This is a genomic window from Gorillibacterium timonense (genome assembly GCF_001457415.1).
Lineage (GTDB): Bacteria > Bacillota > Bacilli > Paenibacillales > NBRC-103111 > Gorillibacterium > Gorillibacterium timonense.
The window spans coordinates 1091376-1113669 of record NZ_LN881723.1; the positions used below are offsets into that span (position 1 = coordinate 1091376).

21 protein-coding genes are annotated in these 22294 nt (G+C 54.3%); 2 read left to right on the top strand and 19 right to left on the bottom strand.

Going from position 1 to position 22294, the window contains the following annotated elements; translation table 11 throughout:
* Positions 1-30: 30 nt before the first annotated feature.
* Positions 31-1212, bottom strand: coding sequence for a GNAT family N-acetyltransferase (locus BN2684_RS12595; RefSeq protein ID WP_058302469.1), 1182 nt, complete (start codon positions 1210-1212; stop codon positions 31-33).
* A 98-nt stretch (positions 1213-1310) separates the two neighbouring features.
* Positions 1311-1763, bottom strand: a complete 453-nt coding sequence (locus BN2684_RS12600; RefSeq protein WP_058302470.1) for a hypothetical protein — start codon at positions 1761-1763, stop codon at positions 1311-1313.
* 170 nt (positions 1764-1933) lie between these two features.
* On the opposite strand from BN2684_RS12600, the gene BN2684_RS12605 reads away from it, so the two are divergent.
* Entirely contained in the window at positions 1934-2497 is a 564-nt protein-coding gene (locus tag BN2684_RS12605) for an FAD-dependent oxidoreductase (protein WP_058302471.1), read from the top strand.
* A gap of 88 nt (positions 2498-2585) precedes the next feature.
* On the opposite strand, the gene BN2684_RS12610 is transcribed toward BN2684_RS12605, so the two are convergent.
* Positions 2586-3194 (bottom strand): histidine phosphatase family protein, encoded by a 609-nt coding sequence (locus tag BN2684_RS12610; RefSeq protein ID WP_058302472.1) that lies wholly within the window; start codon positions 3192-3194, stop codon positions 2586-2588.
* Between the two features lie 404 nt (positions 3195-3598).
* Here BN2684_RS12610 and BN2684_RS23930 point away from each other — a divergent pair, with 404 nt between their 5' ends.
* Positions 3599-4411, top strand: a complete 813-nt coding sequence (locus tag BN2684_RS23930; RefSeq protein WP_082651918.1) for a cupin domain-containing protein — start codon at positions 3599-3601, stop codon at positions 4409-4411.
* 283 nt (positions 4412-4694) lie between these two features.
* On the opposite strand, the gene BN2684_RS12620 is transcribed toward BN2684_RS23930, so the two are convergent.
* The 16 genes from BN2684_RS12620 to BN2684_RS12695 form a co-directional block, all read right to left on the bottom strand.
* Entirely contained in the window at positions 4695-5897 is a 1203-nt protein-coding gene (locus BN2684_RS12620; RefSeq protein WP_058302473.1) for a pyridoxal phosphate-dependent aminotransferase, read from the bottom strand.
* 64 nt (positions 5898-5961) lie between these two features.
* Positions 5962-6927, bottom strand: a complete 966-nt coding sequence (locus BN2684_RS12625) for an L-lactate dehydrogenase (RefSeq protein ID WP_058302474.1) — start codon at positions 6925-6927, stop codon at positions 5962-5964.
* 100 nt (positions 6928-7027) lie between these two features.
* Complete coding sequence (locus BN2684_RS12630; protein WP_058302475.1) at positions 7028-7735, bottom strand: ABC transporter permease; 708 nt, start codon at positions 7733-7735, stop codon at positions 7028-7030.
* Positions 7729-8652 carry an ATP-binding cassette domain-containing protein gene (locus BN2684_RS12635; protein ID WP_058302476.1) on the bottom strand — a complete coding sequence of 308 codons (924 nt, stop codon included), beginning with the start codon at positions 8650-8652 and terminating at the stop codon, positions 7729-7731. Before BN2684_RS12635 ends, BN2684_RS12630 begins: the two co-directional genes overlap by 7 nt.
* 63 nt (positions 8653-8715) lie before the next feature.
* Positions 8716-9699: a sensor histidine kinase gene (locus tag BN2684_RS12640; RefSeq protein ID WP_058302477.1), complete on the bottom strand. Its 984-nt coding sequence runs from the start codon at positions 9697-9699 to the stop codon at positions 8716-8718.
* Positions 9696-10391: a response regulator transcription factor gene (locus tag BN2684_RS12645; RefSeq protein WP_058302478.1), complete on the bottom strand. Its 696-nt coding sequence runs from the start codon at positions 10389-10391 to the stop codon at positions 9696-9698. Before BN2684_RS12645 ends, BN2684_RS12640 begins: the two co-directional genes overlap by 4 nt.
* A 345-nt stretch (positions 10392-10736) precedes the next feature.
* The gene (fucU, locus tag BN2684_RS12650) at positions 10737-11168 is read right to left on the bottom strand and encodes an L-fucose mutarotase (RefSeq protein WP_058302479.1); all 432 of its coding nucleotides are present in this window, start codon (positions 11166-11168) and stop codon (positions 10737-10739) included.
* A 60-nt stretch (positions 11169-11228) separates the two neighbouring features.
* Complete coding sequence (locus tag BN2684_RS12655; RefSeq protein WP_058302480.1) at positions 11229-11897, bottom strand: class II aldolase/adducin family protein; 669 nt, start codon at positions 11895-11897, stop codon at positions 11229-11231.
* 54 nt (positions 11898-11951) lie between these two features.
* Positions 11952-13409, bottom strand: a complete 1458-nt coding sequence (locus BN2684_RS12660; RefSeq protein WP_058302481.1) for a rhamnulokinase — start codon at positions 13407-13409, stop codon at positions 11952-11954.
* Between the two features lie 28 nt (positions 13410-13437).
* Positions 13438-15204: an L-fucose isomerase gene (locus BN2684_RS12665; RefSeq protein WP_108722198.1), complete on the bottom strand. Its 1767-nt coding sequence runs from the start codon at positions 15202-15204 to the stop codon at positions 13438-13440.
* A gap of 272 nt (positions 15205-15476) precedes the next feature.
* Entirely contained in the window at positions 15477-16196 is a 720-nt protein-coding gene (gene deoD / locus BN2684_RS12675) for a purine-nucleoside phosphorylase (RefSeq protein ID WP_058302483.1), read from the bottom strand.
* A gap of 106 nt (positions 16197-16302) precedes the next feature.
* Positions 16303-18720 carry a glycoside hydrolase family 94 protein gene (locus BN2684_RS12680; RefSeq protein ID WP_058302484.1) on the bottom strand — a complete coding sequence of 806 codons (2418 nt, stop codon included), beginning with the start codon at positions 18718-18720 and terminating at the stop codon, positions 16303-16305.
* Positions 18721-19138: 418 nt separating this feature from the next.
* Positions 19139-20002, bottom strand: a complete 864-nt coding sequence (locus BN2684_RS12685) for an SDR family oxidoreductase (RefSeq protein WP_058302485.1) — start codon at positions 20000-20002, stop codon at positions 19139-19141.
* A 279-nt stretch (positions 20003-20281) separates the two neighbouring features.
* Positions 20282-20521 (bottom strand): aspartyl-phosphate phosphatase Spo0E family protein, encoded by a 240-nt coding sequence (locus BN2684_RS12690; RefSeq protein WP_058302486.1) that lies wholly within the window; start codon positions 20519-20521, stop codon positions 20282-20284.
* Between the two features lie 149 nt (positions 20522-20670).
* Complete coding sequence (locus BN2684_RS24530) at positions 20671-20835, bottom strand: hypothetical protein (protein WP_159065793.1); 165 nt, start codon at positions 20833-20835, stop codon at positions 20671-20673.
* Entirely contained in the window at positions 20792-22225 is a 1434-nt protein-coding gene (locus BN2684_RS12695) for a hypothetical protein (RefSeq protein WP_058302487.1), read from the bottom strand. The genes BN2684_RS24530 and BN2684_RS12695 overlap by 44 nt, the downstream gene beginning before the upstream one ends.
* Positions 22226-22294 lie beyond the last annotated feature (69 nt).

The window sequence follows — 22294 nt, forward strand, 5'->3', positions numbered from 1 at the left end:
TGGGGGAGCTCCCCAGGACAGAAGGGGATCTCAAAAAAAGTCAGACAGGTACGGAGTGAGACCCGGAAGCCGATTTTCCAGAAGAACGGCTGCCTTCTCGGAGCCTTCGAGCCGGCCCATCTTCCGTAAAGCCGTTGGGGTCTGATACCCCATCAAGAGAGCCGTCAGCGTCTGAATTGAGCAGGAAAGTGCGCGATCATCCGGCTCTTGGCAAGCAGCCTGATCCGAAAGCTTGACGATCTCAGCCGATCCGTCCTCCCCGATCGTTAGCTTGAAGCAGCCGACGTTCCATTCGGCCTGTTCGTCCTCCACCTGAAGGATAAGCTCCAGTGTGTCACCGGATCGGAACGGATAACGCCGAATAAACGCCTCCGCATCCACAATGCGAGCCATAAAATACGGTGCCGCTTCTTGCTTGAAGCGAGGATTCGGCAGAAGGAAGGACAGCGCATCGTCCGCAGGCGATTTCATCGTCACCTTGCCGCACATGGAATCGTGGTTGGAAATCCACTTCAGAAGCGCCGACCGGGCCGTTTCGTCCAAATAGATCCATTCGTGGATCTTCATCTCCGAGCTACGGACGAGATAACGGAGGTAGGCCCTGGGCTCGCCTTGGTCATTCAGCCATACGGCAAACGTGGAGGAGCGGTCCCCGACAATCCGTTCCCACCATTCATCCGTGCGTACGAGCATGCCGCTGTAAGCCTTGGCATAGGAATCATAAACCTTGCGCAGCAGGGAAAAGTCACGCGTGCGCAGGAAGGCTCCGCCCGGGTCCGGGAGTGCCGGAATCCCGTTCAGCTCGAGCTCGTACGTTTTGACATCGGTGTAGATCTCGTATCCGAACTTGCGGTAAAAGGGGAATGAGAACGGAGCCAACATCGACAGGATCTGCCCCGCTTCCCGCATCACCTGGAACGAGTGCTTCAGCAGCTCGGCGACGAAGCCGCCGCGACGGTATTCCGGCCACGTGGAAACGGATGCAATTCCGCCCATGGCAAATTCCCGATCTCCGATGGAGACCGCGAGTGACAGAAGCATGAGTTTCGCAGCCAGCTTATCCTCCGAATAATACCCCCACAGCTCCTCCGGCTTCAGCTTCTCGATTTTCTTCCGGCGGTCTTCGTCGCTTACTTCATACTGGAAAGCAAACTCGGACAACCGGAAAAACTCCTCAAAATCATCTGGATGAACATGATGAATTCCGTTCATGGTTTGACCCTCTCCATTTCTTCATCAGAGTGTTGAAAACCGCAAACGGCCGGCATTTCGCCGGCCTGAATGAAACACGGGACCTATGAGAATGAACCTTAGAAGCGGAAGCTGGCGATGAGCAGAACCGACAGGATCAGCCCGATCACGACAAGCTCCACGGTCAAGAAGGTAGCCAGCTTGTCCTTGCGAAAAGCGGGTTCTCCTGGCTCCGGCTTCTTGTTCACCACTTTGGTTCCGAGGATGGACAGCACAATCATCGACAGCACGATGATCGTCGTCCCGACATCCCTCATGTACGTCAACCAGAAGGGCATTCCCTTCCCCTCGTGGCCGCTGTCCATACCGAGCATGCCAAAGCCGCTGATCAGCACGAGAAAGGCAGCGGGATGAGACAGCATATTGAAGACGCGAATGACGGTCCGGACGATCTTCTGCTCTCCTTCACCCACCTGCTTCTTTAGAAGCGTCAGCAGGACAGCCACCATCACGAGAGAGCCTAACCACACCGCAAGACCAATAAAATGCAGAAAAAGCATGAAATCGCTCACTCGTATCACCTCCGGACAACTTGAAACGCATGTTTCGCTTCTTGATTATATGACAGGCCCACTCCCGGTGGCAAAGTATTTCCTCCGTGCTTGCATTTTGTGCGGGCGAGTTCTATTCTACCATTGTCAGATCCCTTTATTCTTTGTGAAATCAAGGAGGCGTTATTCACATGTACGACGTAATCGTCATCGGTGCAGGCCCAGCCGGGGCAAGCGCAGCTTTGTTCACAGCCAAGGCAGGCAAAAAGACCCTCGTCCTCGACAGCGATCAAAGCATCACCAAGCGAGCTTGGATTGAAAACCATTATGGCGCTCCCGATATTGCGGGACCCGATCTGGTGGAGACCGGCAAGAAGCAAGCAGCCAAATTCGGCGCGGAGTTCGTTACGGCCAAAGCCACGAGTTTAAGCTCGGACGGGACAGCCGTCAAGGTGGAGACGGAGGAGGCTTCCTACGAAACAAGCCATGTCATTCTGGCGACTGGACTCTCTGTCGAGCTTGCCGAGAGCGCGGGGCTGAACATCGTACCCGGAACGGAGCCTCGCGTCAAAGCCATCATTGAAGTCGATGCCGCAGGCAAAACCAGCCTTGCTCATGTATGGGCTGCGGGCGGCTGCGCCGGCACCAGCCTGCACACCATCATCACCGCAGGCGATGGCGCCAAAGCGGCGATCGGCGTTATCAGCGAGTTGAACGGCGAGCGGTATGTCGATCACGATGTGCTGAAGAAGTAACGACAATGAGAAAAAGAGCCTCGGTACCGTCCTCTGCAAAAGGGCGGACCGGGGCTCTTCGCTTATCTCTCCAATGGAACGTTTCCGGTTAACAGGAAGCGCTGTCCTCGGAAGTATCGGCGGGTACTTCCAGATGCTTGTCGCAGGGGGGCAGCACACAGCTCCAGGAGGAATCGCTGCCGCTCAACACGCACAGGGATGTATTCCCGACATGCGGGATATCGTCCACCTGCAGCAGATGCTCGATGGTTCGGGCGATCCATGCCCCGTGGCTGACGATCAGAATTTTATGGTCCGGATGCAGAGAGGCCTTTTCCCGCAAAAAGTCCATACTCCGCGATAAAATCGACTCGACGCTCTCTTCTCCGTGATCAAGGTTCGCCCAATCCGCTCCCCATAGCGCGATGCGGTCCGCCACCGTCGTTCCGTCCAAACGTCCGTGCGACTTTTCCCTCAGACGCGGATCGAAGCCGGTTACCTCCATGCCCATCGCCTCGGCCACGATCTCCGCCGTCACTCTTGCGCGGGATAAATCGCTGCTGTAGAGATAATCCCAGTGCTCCTTGGCAAGCCGCTCTCCCAGAAGTCGGGCTTGGCGGATTCCCTCTGCATTCAGTGGTACGTCATGCTGCCCCTGGGCTCGGTATTCCGAATTCCAGTCCGTCAGTCCGTGCCGGACAAATCCAAATGTAACCACTCGCTCACTCCTACCTGTTGTTCGCGCTTCTTTGTGTTAGCCCCGATTCATAATTAGCGGGGCGTTCTATCCAGTTGGGTTGATTTTTGCACAGCTTGCCAGTCCAGTCAATGGGACAACCCGCCGCGAGATTGATTCCAGCCTCAAAGGATTTCCCCTGGCCGCTCCCTGTCGGATTTCATTTGGGCTCACGCCCTCAGGAAGATTCACATAGGATATCCAAAGCAAGACGCCCGCCTATCCCGATTCCCGATTCCTTTCGATTCCATGCTTATCCCGATCCCTTTCGATTCCATGCTTATCCCTATTCCTTTCGATTCCATGCTTATCCCGATCCCTTTCGATTCCATGCTCATCCCGATTCCATTCTAAAGAGAGGTTGGAACCTTCCCATGATTTCATACATGGATTATACCTCGCCGGATGTTAAATTCAGCTTCGATCTCCGCAATAGCCGCTTGATGGCCAAAGACAGCGACAATTACATCAACATCTTGTCCGTACAGCAGTTGAACACGCTCGGTAATACCTCACTCTTGGATATCTTCCTCAGCAAATCCAATGTGGTGGAGCCGCATATCCATCAAAACGCTTCCGAATTGGTGTATTGCGTCTCCGGCTCAGCGGTTGTTTCTCTGATCAATCCCTTTACGAAAAAGCTCCTCAACTTTCCCATTCGTCCGCAGCAGGTCGCCAATGTTCCGCAAGGCTGGTGGCATTACGAAGTCGCCCTGGAAGACGACACTCATCTTCTGGCCGTCTTCGACGCCCCGGTTCCGGAATTCGTCAACGGGTCCGATATTCTCCGGCTGACCCCAGCGGAAATTTTGTCCCATGCCTACTGCCTGGATGAAGCGTTGATCAAGGAAGCCTTAGCGCCGATCAAAGACACGGTGATCATCGGACCGCCCAAGGATTGCAGGCTCGCGCAAGTCGGCGGTGTCGAGAATGTGTCGGCGAACCCTCCGGCAGCCCTCCAGATGGGAAGCCGCCAATCCATTCCATCCTTCGGATCAGCTCATCCACAGGCAGGCAGTTACTCCCCTTCCGGGTTCGGGCAGCCAACCGGCTATGATCCCTATGGGCAGCCGCTCTATTCCTCAGCCGTTCCCGCAGGCTATCGGTATGACAATTCGGCTGCCGGTGCGGCTTATGGCGGAGGCTATCCTGCCTATCCGCCGCAGATTCGTTATGGCTGGCAAGCGGACGGACAATAACGAAGGAACGATACCGATCATACGATTATACGTTACCCATTCTAATCGTACGGACAGGAGTCCACGTCAATTGGCATCGGATAGACTGCCTCCACCAATAGCTATCCCATGTCGGTTCGAGTACGCAGCCAACATCTGCGGAATCGTTTGACGAACAGATGCCAGAAAGAAGGGGCACAGCAAAAAAGGAGAGAGTCCTTCCTTCTGCTGTGCCCCTTCTTCGTGCAGGCCTGGCTGAAAGGTGGCTACTCGCCGCCTTCCAGCTTTCCTCCGTTGCCTGACCTTACGCCTGAGCGAAGCCCGTCCGGTACTCTTCGGCAAGACGCTCGAAGGCCGGGAGCGAGCGCCGAATCCGCTCGGCGGGTACGCAGTAGGAGATTCGCACATAGCCTGGACAACCGAAATCATCGCCAGGAACGAAGAGAAGATCGTGCTTCTGCGCCCGGGCACAGAAGGCGTTCGCATCCTCTTCCAACGCTTTGACGAACAGGTAGAAGGCTCCCTGCGGATAGACGCACTCGTATCCGTACTCCTTCAGCGCCTGATAGAGCAGATCGCGGTTCTCCTTGTACACCGACAGGTCCGCCGTCTCGCCGAGGCATTTCGCGATCGCCTTCTGGAACAGACTCGGCGCACATACATAGCCGAGCGCCCGGCCCGCTCCGCAGATGGCGGCATATACCTTGTCCGCATCCTCCATCCCGTTCGGAACGAGCACATACCCGATCCTCTCTCCAGGAACCGACAGCGACTTGCTGTAGGAGTAGCAGACCAGTGTGTTGGCATAATAGAGCGGGAAGAACGGAACATCGACCCCGTCGTATACGATCTCCCGATACGGCTCGTCGGTGATCAAGTAAATGGCGTGTCCATACTCCTGCTCTTTCGCCTTCAAGAGCTCGCAGAGCTTGACGACGGTCTCCTCCGAATAAACGACTCCCGTTGGATTATTGGGGGAATTGACGAGAACGGCTTTGGTTTTCTCATTAATCAACCGCTCAAAATCGGCAAATTCGATTTGAAAGTCATCACGCTTCGGCGGGACTACAACGAGACTCGCACCTGCCGCTTCCACAAACACCTTGTACTCGGTAAAAAACGGTGCGAACGCGATCACTTCGTCGCCCGTCCCCGCCACTGCCTTGATGCTGACGCTGAGCGAGGCAGCGGCGCCGACCGTCATGTACAACCGATCGGCCCGGTAATCCGTGCCGTAGAGGCCGTTCAGGTAATCGGCGATAGCCTGCCGCACCTCTGGATCGCCCTGAGCCGAGGTATAGCTATGTACGGATACCGAGTCCTCTTGCGTCAGCAGATCAAGGAGCGCCTGCTTCACTGACTCCGGCGCCGGTGCGCTCGGATTGCCCAAGCTGAAGTCGTACACATTGTCCGCTCCGATCTCAGCCGCCCGCTTTTTGCCGAACTCAAAAATTTCCCGAATTACCGAACGTTTGCTGCCAAGCTCGTACATCTTTTGCGATACCATCGGTTTCCCTCCTTATTCACCCGCCTGTGATTCAAATCCGAACCACGGGTGGCTTGATTATGAACTATCGATTCGTTGGTTCGATTACTACTTTCTCACAGTAGCCGCGGATGAGCTTCACAGAGTCGCTCAACGCTTGTCGTTCCTCGACCGTCAGATGCAGCTCGACCAGCTCTTTGACACCTTGATTGTTGATGACGGCGGGGATTCCGGCGTAGACACCGCTTTCTCCGTATTCCCCGTGCAGCATGGCCGAGACCGGGATGACCTTATTTTCATCCCGCAGAATCGCCTGGATGATCTGCACGGTCGTCGCGGCGATGCCGAAGGTGGTTGCTCCCTTCGCCATGACGATGTCATAGGCGACCTGCATGATATGCTTGCCCATATCGTTGACATTAAAGCCGGGGAACCGGTCCGGGTTATCCTTCAGGATATCAAGGAACCGCTTACCGCCAACGGTCACCTGGCTCCACGGAACCATCTGTGAGTCGCCGTGCTCGCCCATACATAGCGCATAGACGCTTTGCGGATCGACGTTCATGGTCTCGGACAGGTGGTATTTCAGCCGGGCGGAGTCAAGCGCCGTTCCGGTCCCAATCACCCGACTGTCCGGCAGACCGGACCATTTCTGCACGCAATACGTCATGATGTCGACCGGATTCGTGATCACGACAAACATCCCCTGGAAGCCGCTCTCCATGACTGGCGTCACGATGCTCCGCACCACTTCCGCAGCCTGCTCCACTTGATCGAGCCGGGTCTGCCCCATCACGTACGGCAGCGCCGCCGCGATGACCACGAGATCAGCGTCACCGCAATCGGCATAGTCGCCGTCCGTCACGTTCATCCGGATGCCGCGGTACCCGAGAGAGTGCTGGAGATCCTTCGCCTCCGCCCAGGCCTTCTTCTTGTTTCTGTCAATCAAAACCAGGTCGTCGCAGGTGTGGTTGATGGCGAGATTAAACGCAACCGCTGCTCCGACGGACCCGGTCCCGACGATAACGATTTTGCTTCGACTGATCGGCATAAGGCACTGAGCTCTCCTTTGACTATTTTCATTCATTATAGAGAGGTTGCGCCGTATGGGCAATGGGGAAGTCTTACCGACTCGGATCTCCCTTCCTCACTCAGATCAAGTCCTTGGTTTCCACGTTGCGGATCGAGAGAAAGGCAAAAACCAAGGAAAGAGCGATCAGAACGAGAGGAAAGAGCGGACGGTTAGCGAGCGTGTAGTCCCCAATGTTCGCTTGAGTCAGCAGGATGAGCAGAAACGAGGTGACGATCGTCGCCTTGGAGGATCGCAGAACGAGCCCGACAAACAAAGCGATGAAGCTCACGCTGACGGTGACAACCGACTTCAAGACGAGCTGGGCATAGAAGGAGAGGTGCGTCATGTCATAATCAATCGGAAAGGCGGACGCTTTGTAGGCCGAGCCTGCAAGAATGCAGCCATAGATCAGCAGCTTGGTCAGAACCAAAGCGACGAAATTGAAGATCCAGACCGCAAGCATTTGGGAGATCAGAATATTGCGCCGCTTGATCGGGTAGGAGAACATCAGGTTCATGGTTTTGTTCTTATAAGCGCTGACAATAAAGCTCGCCAGCATCAGGCTGGTGAAGATCAGGAACGTAACGCCCGTCACCATTTCCACCGAAGCCGACATAAAATTGTACCCCTCTGCGGTATCCGGCACGCCGGTGTCCGGGTCATTCGCGATGCCGAAATAGGCGGTGGCAAACAAGAACAGACCCAGTACTCCTGCAACGATGAGAGCATTCCGGATGTACCGTGCAATGTGGTTCTTTTTCCATTCCAACCGGATCAATTTCAGCATGATTTCTCCCCCTCCATGGTGAGCTTCAGGAAGTAATCCTCCAGGGTTTCGGCCTTCTTACTGATCCCATCAAAATCGACTTCATTCATTGCCAGCGTCTTAGCCAATTCCTTAGCCGAATAGCGGTTGTCATAGATTCGGATGCTGTGCTCATCCATCACCTTGAAGTTGGGAAGCGAAAGCTTGTCTGCCAGCACGTAAGAGGCTCGTTTGACATCCGATACCGACAGCTCCAGATAAGCCAAGCTGGAATCCGCAATTTCCTTCATCGAAATTTCCTTTACCAGCTTTCCGTGATGAATAACCCCGATCGTATCCGCAATGCTCTCGATCTCGGACAAGATGTGGCTGGAGACCATGAGGGTGATGCCGTATTCTTCACAGAGTGTTCTCATCAAGTCTCGGATCTGCTTCATTCCGACCGGATCGAGGCCGTTCGTCGGTTCATCCAAGATCAGCAATTCCGGCTTGCACAGAACAGCCCGGGCCAAGCCCAAGCGCTGCTTCATTCCGAGGGAATAGCTCTTCACCGGTTTCGTCCCAGCATCCTGCAGGTCCAACAGAGCCAGCGCTTGCTCCACGCTGCCAGAGCTGTAGTAGCCCATATACTCGCAATGGAGTTGCAGGTTGTCTTTGCCGCTCAAGTGCTCATAAAAGGTTGGAAATTCAATGATGCTGCCCATCCGTTTCAGAACTTCATAGGAAGTAGGCGTAAGCACCTCTCCAAAAAGCTCAATGCTTCCGCTCGTGGGCTTCCACAGGTTGGTGATCATCTTCATAACCATTGTCTTCCCTGCTCCGTTGGGACCGAGAAAGCCGTAGATCGTGCCCTTCTTCACATGAAGGTTCACGTCCGCTACCAGCGTCTTTCCCCCCAGCGTCTTCGTCAAGTGATTCGTCTGCAAAATGGCTGTCATTTCGCTTGCCCCCTTTCCTCTTCCATTGTAGCGGGCAGCTTTTTCAAAACTCTTGACGAAATCTTACGAATTTCTTTCGTCCGTTTCTCGGTCCATCTCCCGGAAGAATCCCGATGCCCGCTTCAGCTTGACGGTGAAAACCGTTTTTTCATAAGGGATGCTAACCAGCGTAAGCTCCCCGCCGAGCCGAATCGCCAGTTGCTTGGCAATCGTCAGCCCAAGTCCATTTCCTTGAATGTCCCGATTCCGAGAATCCTCCATCGTGTACAAGCGTTCGAACACCTTGTCGGCAAAAGCCTTCTCAATTCCCTTCCCTTTGTCAACCACGTCAAGATAGGCGTAGGCTTCATCCGTCCGAAGAAACAGGCCCAGGTACTTGCCGTCGGAGCCATACCGAATGCAGTTGGAGAGAAGATTGTTCAGGATTCGATGCAAGGCGTCCTTGTTTCCGTATACCGGCACCTCTGTTTCGGGTATGGACACCTCCACTTGAAAATTCTTTTGCACCAGAATGTCATACAAGCCCACCAGATTCTCCCGGCATATCTCCGACAGGTTCACCTCGCTTACCGCAAGCTCCATGTCCTCGGCATCCAATTTCGCCAGTGTAAAAAATTCGTTCAACAGATCTAAAACCTGTTTAGCCTTGTGTTCCACCTTTCTCAGGCGTTCTTCTTCCTCCTTGGAGTCGAGCTGGATGATCTCAAGGTACCCGAGAATGACCGTCAAGGGCGTCTTGATGTCGTGCGAGATGTTGGAGAGCATCTTTTTCGATGTCCGTTCAAAACGCCGGTATTCGGCTTTTCGCTTTTGACGATCTTCGAGCAGCCGGTTGATCTGTGCCGCGAGCTCCATCAATGCTTTATTTGAGGTGAAGACCATCACCTTCTCATCGCTGTCCCGATCGAGAATGTCGTTTACTTTTCTGCACATGTCCATCAAATGGGCTTCCGTACCCTTACGCAAGGCGAGCTGCTGGTACACGAGAAGGACAAGCAAGACGAGAACACATCCCGACATAAAAAAAAGAAGCGTCGATTCGCTCATTTTCCCCCTCCCAGCTTGTAGCCAATCCCCCAAACCGTGAGCACATAACGAGGATCGCGGGAATGGTCTTCCACCTTGTTTCGGAGGCGGCTGATGTGCACATTCACCGCGTTCTCGTCTCCAAAATAGTCTTCCTTCCAAATGGTAGAGTAGAGCTGCTCCTTCGTATAAACCTTTTTCGGATTTTGCATGAGCAGCTTCAGAATGTCATATTCTTTCGCGGTCAAGTCAATCCGTTCTCCGTTCTTCATCACCGAATGCTCGGCCAGGTTCATGGTCAACTCGCCAACGGTCAGTATTTCCTGGCTGGAGGTTGCAAGCGCTGCGGCATATTGGGTGGTCCTGCGGAGGTTGGCTTTGATGCGGGCCAGCACTTCCACAACGGAAAACGGCTTGGTGACATAATCATCTGCTCCAAGTCCAAGCCCCAGGGTGATATCGGAGTCCGTGTCCCGAGCAGACAGGATCAGGATCGGAACGGTGCTGCTATTTCGAATTCGCTGCAGGACCTCCAGGCCGCTCACTCGCGGAATCATCAGATCCAAGAGAATGAGATCGAATCGCCCTTCCGCAAACTTCACACAAGCTTCCTCGCCATCACAAGCCGTCTCGACTTCAAACTGCTGAGAGCGCAGAAAGCTTTCCAGCATTTCGCGAATTTCCCCATCGTCTTCAATCAGTAAAAGCCTCATCGCCTGTAATCCACCTCTTCGATCATTGAGACTCGAATGGATGTCTCTCCATCCCCGCCTCTTTCTTCCATCCCCCATTATGACAGATTGAGGGAATAGAGGCACTTCCTTGCGACAAAATCCAATAATCAAGACGATATTCAAAACAGAACGATAACTGATCAAAAACCAAGACAAAGCAATAACTGAGTAATATCCAAGATAGAGCGACAACTGAGCCATATTCAAAACTAAGCAATGGTTACACAATTTCCGAATCAAATTCTCAATGCAAAAACGGCTCCCGGCTATGCAGAATCACATAGTCCAGAAGCCGTATACTTGCCGTAAAGGAGCTCGCCTCCCCTAGTCGCCAGCGATAACGCCTTTTTTCAAAATCAAATTACCATACAAGGCCTCTTCTCCCGTCACAACGATCGCATAAGCCGATTTGGCCCGCTCATAGAAGGCGAACCGTTCTTCCCGCCCGAATCCTGCTTCCGGATCGCTCGCTTTGATGATGCGATCGTACTCCTCCCAGATGACCGGAACGGTTGGATCACCGGGCACGACCTCCATGAGAATCGCTTGATGGGAAGCGTAATGATCGAGCGGCAGCAGCTCCAGGATGGCGGTCAGTAGCCGGGGAATGCCGATGCCGTCGCAGCGGACGACGCGGGAATGCAGCGAATGCCCCGGAAAATTCGCATCAGCGAGCACGAGCTCGTCGCCGTGCCCCATCTCCATCATGATGCGGACTAGCTCCGGGGACAGCAGCTTGGGAATGCGTTTCAACATGGGCAGCGCTCCTCTTTTCTTCAGATAATGAGTCCATCCAGCCACGCTCCAACCCTCGGATTACATCCCGTAAAACGACCGGAGCGCCACCAGCTCTTCAATTCGCTTCGGAGGAAGCTCGCGCTCACCGTCAATCAGGCGGGTCAGGAACGTCAGCTTGGCCGTATACTCCAGCCGCTCCATGTTCATGTAAGCGGCCATGACGTCCTTGCCCCAGGTGATTGCGCCGTGGCTTTCCAGGAGAACTGCCGTTTTCTTGCCGAAGAACGGTACGAGCGAATCCGGTACTTCCTCCGTGGAAGGTGTACCGTACTTGGCCAGAGGGATGTCGCCCATGGCGATGACCGACTCCGGCATCATCATCTTGTCGAGCGTTTCCCCCTTGATGGCAAAGGCGGTGGCGAAGGGCGGATGTGCATGCACGACGCCGCCCATCTCCGGGAGAGCGCGGTAAACGCGCAGATGCATCTTCACTTCCGTGGAAGGACGGTAGTCCTCATGCGCTTCCAGGATGTCGCCCTCCAGATTCACTTTGACCAGCATGTGCGGCTCCAAATAGCCTTTGCTCACGCCAGTCGGTGTGGCCAGCACTTCATTGGCGCTGAGACGAGCCGAAATGTTGCCGTCGTTGGCGGCGATAAAATCTTTGTTGAACAGGTTCCGGCCGATGTCGCAAATTTGCAGACGCAATTTCTGCTCGCGCGCTTCCAGAGCTTCTTTATTCTCCATGGTGGATTCATTCTCCTTTGTCTTGTTATGGATAGGGCAAACTCGAGGCCAGGCCTATGCTCGAAGCTTGCCGGAGGAATTTACACCCGGGCGGTAGACGACGATCGGCTCCGAAGCAGCTACGATGTCGGCAGCGCGGCTGCTCTCAAGCTCTCCCATTGCCATGAGCTGCACAAGCAGATTGCCGATAGCGCTCGCTTCCACCGGACCGGCTACGACCTCCATGCCGGTCGCATCCGCGGTCAGCTGACAGAGAAGCCGATTCTGAATGCCTCCGCCGACCATGTGGATCGTGTGGATACCTCTGCCGACGACCCTCTCCAGCTCCTTGATCGTCTGGGCGTAGGAACATGCAAGGCTGTCGAGAACGAGGCGCACAAGCTCTCCTTTTGACGCAGGCGCCGCATGCCCCCTCTCTCGGCAATAGCGCTCGATCCGCACCGGCATGTCACCTGGAGCGCGGAAGACGGGATCGTTCGGATCGAGGATAGCCCGAGACGGCTCCGCGCTTGCCGCGAGCTCCATCAGTTCGGCAAAGCTGTGTTTCTGCCCCGTTTCGGCCCAGCATCGCTGCGACTCCTGCAGGAGCCACAGACCGGTCGTGTTCTTCAATAGCCGATTTCCTCCACCGAAGCAGCCTTCATTGGTGAACCCTAGGCGGTAGCCTTCCTCTGTCCGCACCGGCTCCGGAGTCTCAACTCCTATCAGCGACCAGGTGCCGGAGCTGAGAAAAGCGGAGCCGCTCTTATCCGCATAGGGAATGGCCGCGACGGCGGATGCCGTATCATGGGAAGCCCCGGCGATGATTCGCATCGGTCCGCATCCGAGCTCCTCCTGGAGCTCGGGCAGCAGCGTGCCGATGACGGTACCCGCCTGAACGCGCTCCGCCATGAGCATCGGATTGAGTCCGAGACTTTCAAAGACGAGTGAGGCTGGCTCGCCTGTGACGGGATCGATCAAGCCGCTCGTGCTGAGAATGGTCCGTTCCGCGACGGCTCTCCCCGACAGCAGATAGAGGAATAAGTCCGGCATCATCAAGATCTTGTCGGTAGCCGACGCAAGCGCGGTGTTCTCCTGTCCGTCCGCGAAGAGCTGGTAGACGGTGTTGATCGAATCCGGTTGATTGCCGGTCAAGCGGAACTGTTCCTGTGGCGGCAGCAGCCCTTCAAGTCGGGAGCGATGCTTGCTCATTCGCTCGTCCCGGTAATGATGAGGGGGATACAGGAGCCTTCCCCCTTTGTCCAGGTAACCGTAATCGACACCCCACGTATCAATGCTGAGGCTTACCGGCTGCCCATGCTTTCGGCAGGCCAGCTTGATGCCGCGTTTGATCTCCGCGAACAGCCCGAGAACATTCCACACCAGGTCAAACCCAAGCCGCACGGGTTCGTTCGCAAACCGGTGAATCTCCTCGGTCACAAGCGTTTGTCCGTCGTATGTCCCCAGGATCACTCGCCCCGAGCTTGCCCCGAGATCGACGGCTACCATCGTCATCGTCATCGTCTTGTTCATCGCGATCGTCCCGCCTGTCCTTCGGAAATTAATACAGCGGTCCAAAGTTGCTGCAAGCGCGGTAATCCGCAGACTCAAGGTTCTCCGTCCCGAACAGCGACCAGACGCGCGGTCGGAAAATCTCTGAGACTTCGACGTTGTGCAGGCTTACCGGAATGCGGAGAATCGAAGCGAGTGTGATCAGTTCAGCGCCGATATGCCCATAACTCACGGAGCCGTGGTTCGCTCCCCAGTTGTTCATCACCTCGTAGACGGACGAGCAGGCTCCATTCCCGGTCAGTCGAGGAACAAACCAGGTCGTCGGCCAGGTGGGATCTGTCCGCTCATCCAGCGTGCGATGCACCGCTTCGGGAAGCTCCACCGTGTACCCTTCCACCAGCTGAAGCACCGGTCCAAGCCCCTTGACCAGATTCAAGCGAACCATGGTGACCGGCATTCCTCCTCGGGTTAGGTAATTCGTCGAGAACCCGCCTCCGCGGAAATACTCCTGGGACGCCGGTCGGAACTTCGTGTTCGCGAGAGCGGCGTTGACCTCTTCCTCCGCTATCTCCCAGAAGGGTTTGATCGCCGGCTCTCCATTCCGCGTCTCAAGACCGGTGCCGTCGAGCGCAGCGGAGCCGGAGTTGATCAGGTGGATGAGCCCGTTTGCGGCCCGGCCTTCCAGCTCGTAGCCGGTCACCCGCTTAACGGCGGCGGGGCTCCAGTACGTCCGCACATCCGCGAACACCTGCGCGGTGTTCGTCAGCAAGTAGCTGAACAGCATAGCCACGCCATTCAAGCTGTCATTCTCCGTTGCCAGAATATAAGGAGCCCGTCTGCCGTTCCAATCGAAGGAGGAATTGAGGATCGTCTCCATAAAGTCCCCATTCGGAAAATGATCCGTCCATTGACGCTGTCCCTGAAAGCCAGCTGCAAGCGAGTTGTGGCCCTGTGCCTCTTCTTCAAAGCCGAGCTTTGCCAGCTCCGGGTTGCCCACCATCAGGTCGCGGGCGATCAGCGTCATCTTGACGCAGGTTTCCCACTGCTTCGCCTTCTCTTCATCGCTGACTTGCAGATGTGCCGGATTGTTGTCCGTACCTTCCCGGCAATGCTCCTTTGTCCATTGCAAGGCGCATGTAAATTCTTCCTTGTCGTAGATCTCTTCTTCAAAGCGGCGGACGAATTCCGACATGTCCACATACTCGTTGCGCATGCCGAGGTAATCCTGGAAAAAAGCATCGCTCACAATGGACCCGGCGATCCCCATCGAAACCGAACCCATGGACAAGTAGGAGGTGCCTTTCATGATCGCAACAGCCAGTCCCGCTTTAGCGAAGCGGATCAGCTTCTTCTGAACATCGTCCGGGATGACGGTGCTGTCCAAATCTTGAACATCCTCGCCATAAATACCAAAGGCGGGAATCCCCTTTTGAGCATAAGCAGACAAGACGGCTGCCAGATAGACCGCACCCGGTCGTTCCGTACCGTTAAAGCCCCATACGGCATGCGGAAGGGTCGCGTCCATGTCCATCGTTTCGGAGCCGTAACACCAGCAGGGCGTGACTGTTATCGATAACCCAACCTTCATGCCTAAAAACTTCTCCCGGCAAGCGGAAGCCTCCTTCACGCCGCCGATGGTCGTATCGGCAACGACGCATTCGACAGGGGAACCGTCCGGATAACGAAGATTTTCCGACAAAAATGCGGCGACTCGCCGCGCCATGCCCATGGTCTGCAGCTCAAGCGATTCGCGAACTCCGCGTCTCCTGCCATCAATGGTCGGACGAATGCCGATCCGGGGATACTGGGTTGCCATGCTACCATCCTCCTTGGTCATGTCCTGTGCTTGCATTTTCAAATGAATCCATACTCTTCCATCTTGTAACCCCTTTCATCTTATCGAGCGACATCCCGATCTGTCAACGAAAATCCACACAACCTTGCCGCTGCTTCTTTGAACCCGTTGGTTTGTGCAGCTTCAGCAGCAGGCGATGTACGATTTGTTCGCATAAGGACGGATGAAGGATCACAAAAAAAGCTGCTCCCCCAGCGCTGATTAAGCGCGTCAGAGGAGCAGCATTTCGGGTTTTATGCGAGTTCAACAGCCGCATCAAGAGCGATCTCCATCATCTTGTTGAAGGAGGTTTGCCGCTCTTCGGCAGTCGTTGCGGTGTGATCCACCAGCGAATCGGAGATGGTCAACAGACAGGCGGCCGATTTGCCGGTCACCTTGGCGTTGTGGAAGAGAGCGAAGCTCTCCATTTCCACGCAGACACAACCTTTTTCTTCGTAAAAGTTCTTGTAGGTCGGCATGTGCTCTTCAGCATAGAACACGTCGCTCGAATGAATCCGGGCGGTCGTGATCGGGTATCCGAGCTTTCCAGCGGCTTTCTCGATCTCTGCATTCACGCGAGGAGACGGCGTCAAAACATCGCTCGTCTCACCCGATTGGGATTTGGCGAAGTTCGATTCACTCCAAGCGCTGTCCGCCAGAACGATATCGTAAAGGGCCAACTGATCGGTGTACGCTCCGGCGCTGCCGACCCGGATGATGCATTCCACATCGTAGAACTTGAACAGTTCGTACGAGTAGATGCCAATGCTTGGCATCCCCATCCCCGAGCTCATGACGGTAATGGTTTTGCCTTTGTAGGTTCCCGTGTAGGCGAACGAATTGCGCACCTGGTTGACCAAGCGGGGGTTCTCCAGATACGTCTCTGCGATAAATTTGGCGCGCAAGGGATCTCCGGGCATCAGGACAACCTTTGCGATGTCGTCCTTGCTCGCCTGATTGTGTGGGGTTGGCATTGCTTTATATCCTCCTGGTGAATAGGAATGTCCTTCCTCCCCATCATACAGGGATTGGACAAACTTTGCACGGGGATGCGGAAAAGCACCGCTCGAATGATGGGTCTTATCCCATCGTGATGAGAATGTCGTTCTCTTCCTTCAGAAGGTTCTCAGGAATAAGCTTCCCTTCCAGGACAGTTCCGTTCAGCACGATGGAGGCGATTCCCTTTTGCACGCCGTTCGGGTTTTGGACCTTCACGTTCAAGTGCTTTCCACGGAACTCACGTTCCATCGAGAACTCCGTCCAGCTATCCGGTACGCACGGGTCGATGCGCAGGCCGTCAAACTCTGGCTGTACGCCCATGATGCCTTCGGCGAGGGATACCATGACAGTGGAGGCGGTCCCGGTGAGCCAGTGGACGTGTCCTCGACCGTAGAACGGGCTGTCCACGGCTTCGATGAATTGGCCGTGTACGTAAGGCTCGATCCCGCGCACATCCGCATCTTCGTTCATGCTGGCCGGGTTGATCTCCTGATAGTACTCGAAGGCACGATTGCCGTTGCCGATCATCGTTTCGGCGAGGACCAACCAGCCCTGCGGTTGGGAGAAGATCCCGCCGTTTTCCTTCGTCGTCGGGTTAAACAACGACATGAGCAATACCGGGTGACCGTCGCGGTTGATCGGCGGGTAGCAGACCATCGCGCCGTACTTGGTGTTCAGCTTCTCATAGACCTTATCCAGCGCGAGCTTCGCTTGCTCCGGACGAGCGGCGCCGCTCAGGACGGACCACGTTTGCGGCTCCAACCAGATCTTAGCGTCTACATTGTTGGAGGAACCGATAACTTCGTTTTCCTCGGTGAAGCCGCGGATGAATTGATCATCCTCCCAAGCGTTCTCTTGGAGAGTATGGCTCAGCTCCTCGCGAAGCTTCTCAGCCCAAGCCACATCTTCCTTGTTGCCCTTGCGCTCGGCGATTTCGATGAAGACGTTGTACGCCATGTAGAGCTGGAACGCGACGAAGGTCGATTCGCCCTTCGCACCGAGCCGCAGGCAGTCGTTCCAGTCGGCATGAAGACCGGCCGGCATGTTGTGAGCGCCCATGCGGTCGAGGCTGAACTGGATAGCCCGCTTGAGGTGATCATAAACGGTGCCTTCTTCCTTATTCGCATAAGGAATCACTTCGTCGATGTAAGCCCAGTTGCCGCTCTCCTTGACGTAGCGGATCAAGGTCGGGAACAGCCACAGGGCGTCATCCGCGCGGTAAGCCGGATGTCCCGTTTCGGCTCCGTATTCCGGATCGTCTGGCGTCTTCTCGAAGCCCGGACGGTGATCGAACTTCACAAGCGGCAAGCCGCCGCCGTTATTCACCTGAGCGGACAGCATGAGCGTAAGGCGCTCGCGAGCGAGCTCGGGGTCGAGGTGCATGATGCCTTGAATATCCTGTACGGTATCGCGGTAGCCAAGGCCGTTCCGCAGTCCACAATACTGGAAGGATGCAGCGCGGGACCAGATGAAGGTGATAAAGCATTGGTAAGCATTCCACGTGTTGACCATTTGGTTGAGGTTGTCGTCAGGCGTTTGAACCTGGAAGCGGTTCAGCTTCGCGTGCCAGAAAGTCTTCAACTCCTCCAACTCGCGGTCTACCACGGAGAGGTCTTGATAGTGGGCCATGATTTCTTTCGCGCCTTTTTCCGCATAGGCACCGAGAAGATAGATCAGTTCCTTCGATTCACCCGGTGCAAGCTCGATATCAGCCTGCAGGGCGCCGCAGGAGTTGGTGTTGAAGTTGAGCGTATTCGAGCAACCGTTTTCAATGGAGCGCGGATTCGAATAGTCGCGGTACTTGCCAACGAAGGTGTCGCGGTCGCCGTCATAAGCAGCCGCTTCCGATCCGGCGAGACCAAAGAAGCGCCAAATGCCTCTTCCTTCTTCGTCGCTATCGTTCGGGCCGGCGTGGCCTTTGATGTTCTCGTTGATCGCTTGCAGGATCATGTTGTTGCGGAAGTAAGTCTTGCTGACGAACAAGGTGTACTGAAGGTTTACGGAGTCCTGCTCGTAGTTACCGCTGTTCGTGAATTCCACATACCCGGTCAAGGACAGCTTGCGGGGTTTCGCACTCTTGTTCGTGACCTTCGTTTTCCAAACCTCATAGGTCTTGTTCAGCGGAACATAATACAGCGTATCGGATTCGATCCCGTCGTATTCGGAGACAAAGCGCGAATAAGCCGTGCCGTGATGACATTCCGTGCGGTACTTCTCCAGGTCCTTGCCTACCGGTTGCCAGGAAGCCGACCAGTAATCTCCGTTTTCGCGATCTTTGACATAGATATAACGGCCCGGTTGATCATTCATGACCGAATTGAAGCGATAACGAATGATACGTCCGTTAGCGCCCGATTTGACGAAGCTGTATCCCCCTGCATTTCCTGAAATGATCGCGCCATACTCAGGAGAGCCCAGATAGTTAGCCCATGGTGCCGGCGTATCCGGTCTTGTGATGACATATTCTTTATTCTCGGCATCAAAATAACCGTATTTCACGAAAATAACACCTCCATAAAAAGTTAGTTCATTTTATTACTTCGACAAAAACATTATGAACCCTTTTTTTGAAGATTGTTATTATCCAAAAAGCTCATAAAAAGTGACGATCGGCTATAAATTTTGGATAAACGGCCCTATTTCGTTTCATGAAAACGATTTCTATTGTCTCGACCTCTTTAGCTTATTCCTCGATCGCCCTCCCCATGTTAGCCCTAGCCCGTTGCGATAACGATGGGTTTCATGCATCTTTATCATGCCTCATCTGGCGCTCGTTTAGAATACGTTCTCATCCTCCGACGATTGGGAATAGCACAAACAACAAACGCAAGCAGAAGGAGACTTCCTCCTCTTGCTTGCGCTTTAAATGGTTATCTTGCATAGTGAACCGAGTGGAGTCCAAAGCCAAAGATTAGGCTTACCTTACCGGATAGGTGAATCCTGTCATCTGCTCGCTGATTTCCCACAAGCTCTGTGCCAGTTCCTGATCATAGCTCAAGGGGGAGGAAGGGGTTTCCATACACTTTACGAAGTACTTGCCGGTTATACCCTCAACCTCAGGAGAGGCTGCCAAGAAGATGGAGGTCTCCGCTCCTTTTTCGACCGGAATGAGGAAAGGTTTGATCATTCCGAACGCCAGCTTCGCCTTAAGGCCGGATGGCCGGTCATAGAAGCTGCTTCGCACCATGCCGGGATGGAGGCAGTTGACGGTGACCCCCTCCCCGTTTAGTCTGCGGGCCAGCTCGTAGGTAAACAGAATATTGGCTAATTTGGATTGGGCGTAGGCTTTCATAGCGCTGAATTGCTCTTTGAGCTGCAGATCGTCCAAGATCAGCTTTCCCCTCGCATGAACCCTTGAGCTTACAGTGACGATGCGCGAGCTGCCGGCAGCCTTCAACCGGTCCAGAAGAAGGCCCGTAAGCAGGAAGGTTCCGAAATGATTAACTCCTATGGTCGTCTCCAAGCCATCCTTCGTCTCTGTTCGCTTGCCCGAAGCCACAAGCCCGGCGTTGTTCAGAAGAACATCCAGCCGTTGAAACCGGCTTTTGAAGTTCTCGGCAAACCGCGTGATCGACTCGAACGAGGCCAAATCCAACGGCATGAACTGCACCCGGTCATTACCGCTGATCGAACGAATCGCTCGACTTACCACCTCTCCTTTCGCCGCATTGCGGGATGCAAGCACGAGGGTAGAACCCTGCATGGCCAATGCTGCGGCTGTTGCTTTGCCGATGCCCGCGTTCCCTCCGGTAATCAAAATCACTTTGTCCTCCGCCCTCACGATTCATTCCCCCCGTGGTTTTTCTTTCACCGTCCGTTTCCATCCGTTTCTTATGCTTTTATGATCAAGCTTGTTTATCCATTCTAATGATCTTCTATTAAAATAGTATACCTATGACTTGTTCATGTAAAATGGCATAGACAAAAAAACAAGCCGAGGTCCGGCCGGTTCAACCCGGCTCGCCTTTGGCTTTGTTTGGATACCTGTATTCCCTTTCGTTCAAGCCCCGTTGGCTCCTCCCATCGGTCTTGTCGCGCTTGTTCACGAAGAGTGAATCCATCAGCTTCGCTGCCAATGCTCCTCAACCACAGCGTCCTGCTGCGAATAGCTTGAGTAACACACATCCGAAAACGACGACATTCCTCGTTTATACGAGATATGCTGCTTCTGATATTGGTTTAACAGGTGATCGAGCTCTCTCGATTTCGCAAGCACGTCCCGATCCAGAAACCCGTGTTCCTTTACCAGCTGATGCAGTTCCTCCCGAAGCGCTTCGATTTGATGGCTGTCGATTGTCATAAGGAGCTCTCCCATAGGTTCTTTTGTCTCATTTTATCGAGGATTAGCGAACTTCAGGAAAATTGATATTCTGGAATTTTTTTGATTGTAGCCATTAAAAAACCTCCGCACAAGTGCGGAGGTTCCACCCTTCCGAAGCCGGACTCCTCTTAATAACCATCTCCATGTGAATTCACGACGACTACGGAAGTAGTGCCGTACCCGTCTCCATGGGAGGATTGCGGAGCAACCGATCCCGGTGCAGCCAAAGCCGGAATCGCCACGGTTAAGCTAAGAATACCGGCGAACAGGAAAGACAACAGACGTTTGCGCATGTTCGATCACCTCCTTCATCATAGCCTCATAGACTTGCAACTGATCAGCTTCGGCATGCCCGCGGAACCGCTCCATATAGGCAGCGCAGTTCAAAGCGAGCTCGGTATTGTTGGTGGCGGTGGAGCGACGAACGGCTTGCAGCAGCCAATCCATTCCGGAACGATACCGTTCGCGGGTTAGCTGGTAAATCGCCAATTGATAACAGAGATTAGCTTGCCGCCGCTGCATGCTGGAAGTCTGGTAATAGGTAGGTCTCTCTTCGCTGCCCGCTTCCAGGAGCTCCCGATAATGATCGATTACTTCATCTACATCAAGGGAACATCGATTCGCTGCAGACATGATGCTCAGCAGCCCGGGAAGCCTTTCTTCCGGATTCTTGTCCAAATAGAGGATATAGTCGGGCAAGTCCTCTACATGACCCATCAGGATCCGGAGATTCAAGCGATTTCCTTGAGCGAACATGGAGAACCTCTTAACCTCCTGCTTCTCTTGCTCATCAAGCTCATCGAAGCTGCTTAACTCCTCGTAAAAGGGAATGTAAGACAGCGCCTCCTCATAGCGGCCGCACCATTCGAGAGCATTTCCCTTCAACAGGTAGCTGCTGGCGTAATAAACGACCAGATTCCGTTCCGTGGACAATCGTTCTGTTGGCAATCCGCGGCGCTTTCGTTCTCGTTGATGCTGCATCAGAATCGTAACCGCAGCCAACAGCTCGTCCGCGATCTTCATCACATCCTCCCAGCGCTGCAAGGTGAAGTACACATTCGCCAGGTGCAGAAGACCGTCCAGCAAATAGGTTTCCGGCAAACGGGAGCGAAAGGGAGCAAACTGCAAGGCCGCTTCCATATTTTCTCTCAGATCGGGGCCAAGCCTTGCTCGAAACCACTTGTATTGACTGATGGCCAAGCGTTCCGAATGCTGCTTGATCTCGGTTTCACATACACAACGATAAAAGGGAATCGACGCTTCCCGCTGCCCTTCCTCATACAAGCTTTCGCCGAGAAGAAATACCCCTTGGATATGTACGGGTTCTTCCATGAGTTGCACCAGCACTCGTTCGATCCAATCATATCGCTTCATCTCGACACAGCGTAACAAAAGGGCTTTCGCTTGTTTCCAGTGGGTCTTCCCGTCTGCAAAGCAATCCTCAAGATAGAGAGGATACAGCCAGCCTTCCGGCTGATGCAGCGCGCAGGCAATGAGGTCGAGCTGCCGGATCGACATGGGCTTGGGCGGAATGCGTGAAAAAAACGCGCTAAAGACTCCCCGGTTGATGCCGGTCTGATGCGATAATTCCTGTAAGGTCATGCTCTGCTTGCGCAGTTCACGCTCGATCACCGTTTGTAAGGACCTGTCCGGGATACTCGAAAAACTCATTATCCGTTCCATGGCCATCTCCTCTTAAGTGAAGGTCCTCATACTCTTTCAGTTCCAGGATCCAATAACCGACATTCTAAT

Coding starts and splice junctions, on each gene's coding strand:
- BN2684_RS12595 (WP_058302469.1), bottom strand. CDS start 1,212: ATGAACGGAATTCATCATGTTCATCCAGATGATTTTGAGGAGTTTTTC.
- BN2684_RS12605 (WP_058302471.1), top strand. CDS start 1,934: ATGTACGACGTAATCGTCATCGGTGCAGGCCCAGCCGGGGCAAGCGCA.
- BN2684_RS23930 (WP_082651918.1), top strand. CDS start 3,599: ATGGATTATACCTCGCCGGATGTTAAATTCAGCTTCGATCTCCGCAAT.
- BN2684_RS12620 (WP_058302473.1), bottom strand. CDS start 5,897: ATGGTATCGCAAAAGATGTACGAGCTTGGCAGCAAACGTTCGGTAATT.
- BN2684_RS12625 (WP_058302474.1), bottom strand. CDS start 6,927: ATGCCGATCAGTCGAAGCAAAATCGTTATCGTCGGGACCGGGTCCGTC.
- BN2684_RS12630 (WP_058302475.1), bottom strand. CDS start 7,735: ATGCTGAAATTGATCCGGTTGGAATGGAAAAAGAACCACATTGCACGG.
- BN2684_RS12635 (WP_058302476.1), bottom strand. CDS start 8,652: ATGACAGCCATTTTGCAGACGAATCACTTGACGAAGACGCTGGGGGGA.
- BN2684_RS12640 (WP_058302477.1), bottom strand. CDS start 9,699: ATGAGCGAATCGACGCTTCTTTTTTTTATGTCGGGATGTGTTCTCGTC.
- BN2684_RS12645 (WP_058302478.1), bottom strand. CDS start 10,391: ATGAGGCTTTTACTGATTGAAGACGATGGGGAAATTCGCGAAATGCTG.
- fucU (WP_058302479.1), bottom strand. CDS start 11,168: ATGTTGAAACGCATTCCCAAGCTGCTGTCCCCGGAGCTAGTCCGCATC.
- BN2684_RS12655 (WP_058302480.1), bottom strand. CDS start 11,897: ATGGAGAATAAAGAAGCTCTGGAAGCGCGCGAGCAGAAATTGCGTCTG.
- BN2684_RS12660 (WP_058302481.1), bottom strand. CDS start 13,409: ATGAACAAGACGATGACGATGACGATGGTAGCCGTCGATCTCGGGGCA.
- BN2684_RS12665 (WP_108722198.1), bottom strand. CDS start 15,204: ATGGCAACCCAGTATCCCCGGATCGGCATTCGTCCGACCATTGATGGC.
- deoD (WP_058302483.1), bottom strand. CDS start 16,196: ATGCCAACCCCACACAATCAGGCGAGCAAGGACGACATCGCAAAGGTT.
- BN2684_RS12690 (WP_058302486.1), bottom strand. CDS start 20,521: ATGACAATCGACAGCCATCAAATCGAAGCGCTTCGGGAGGAACTGCAT.
- BN2684_RS24530 (WP_159065793.1), bottom strand. CDS start 20,835: ATGCGCAAACGTCTGTTGTCTTTCCTGTTCGCCGGTATTCTTAGCTTA.
- BN2684_RS12695 (WP_058302487.1), bottom strand. CDS start 22,225: ATGGAACGGATAATGAGTTTTTCGAGTATCCCGGACAGGTCCTTACAA.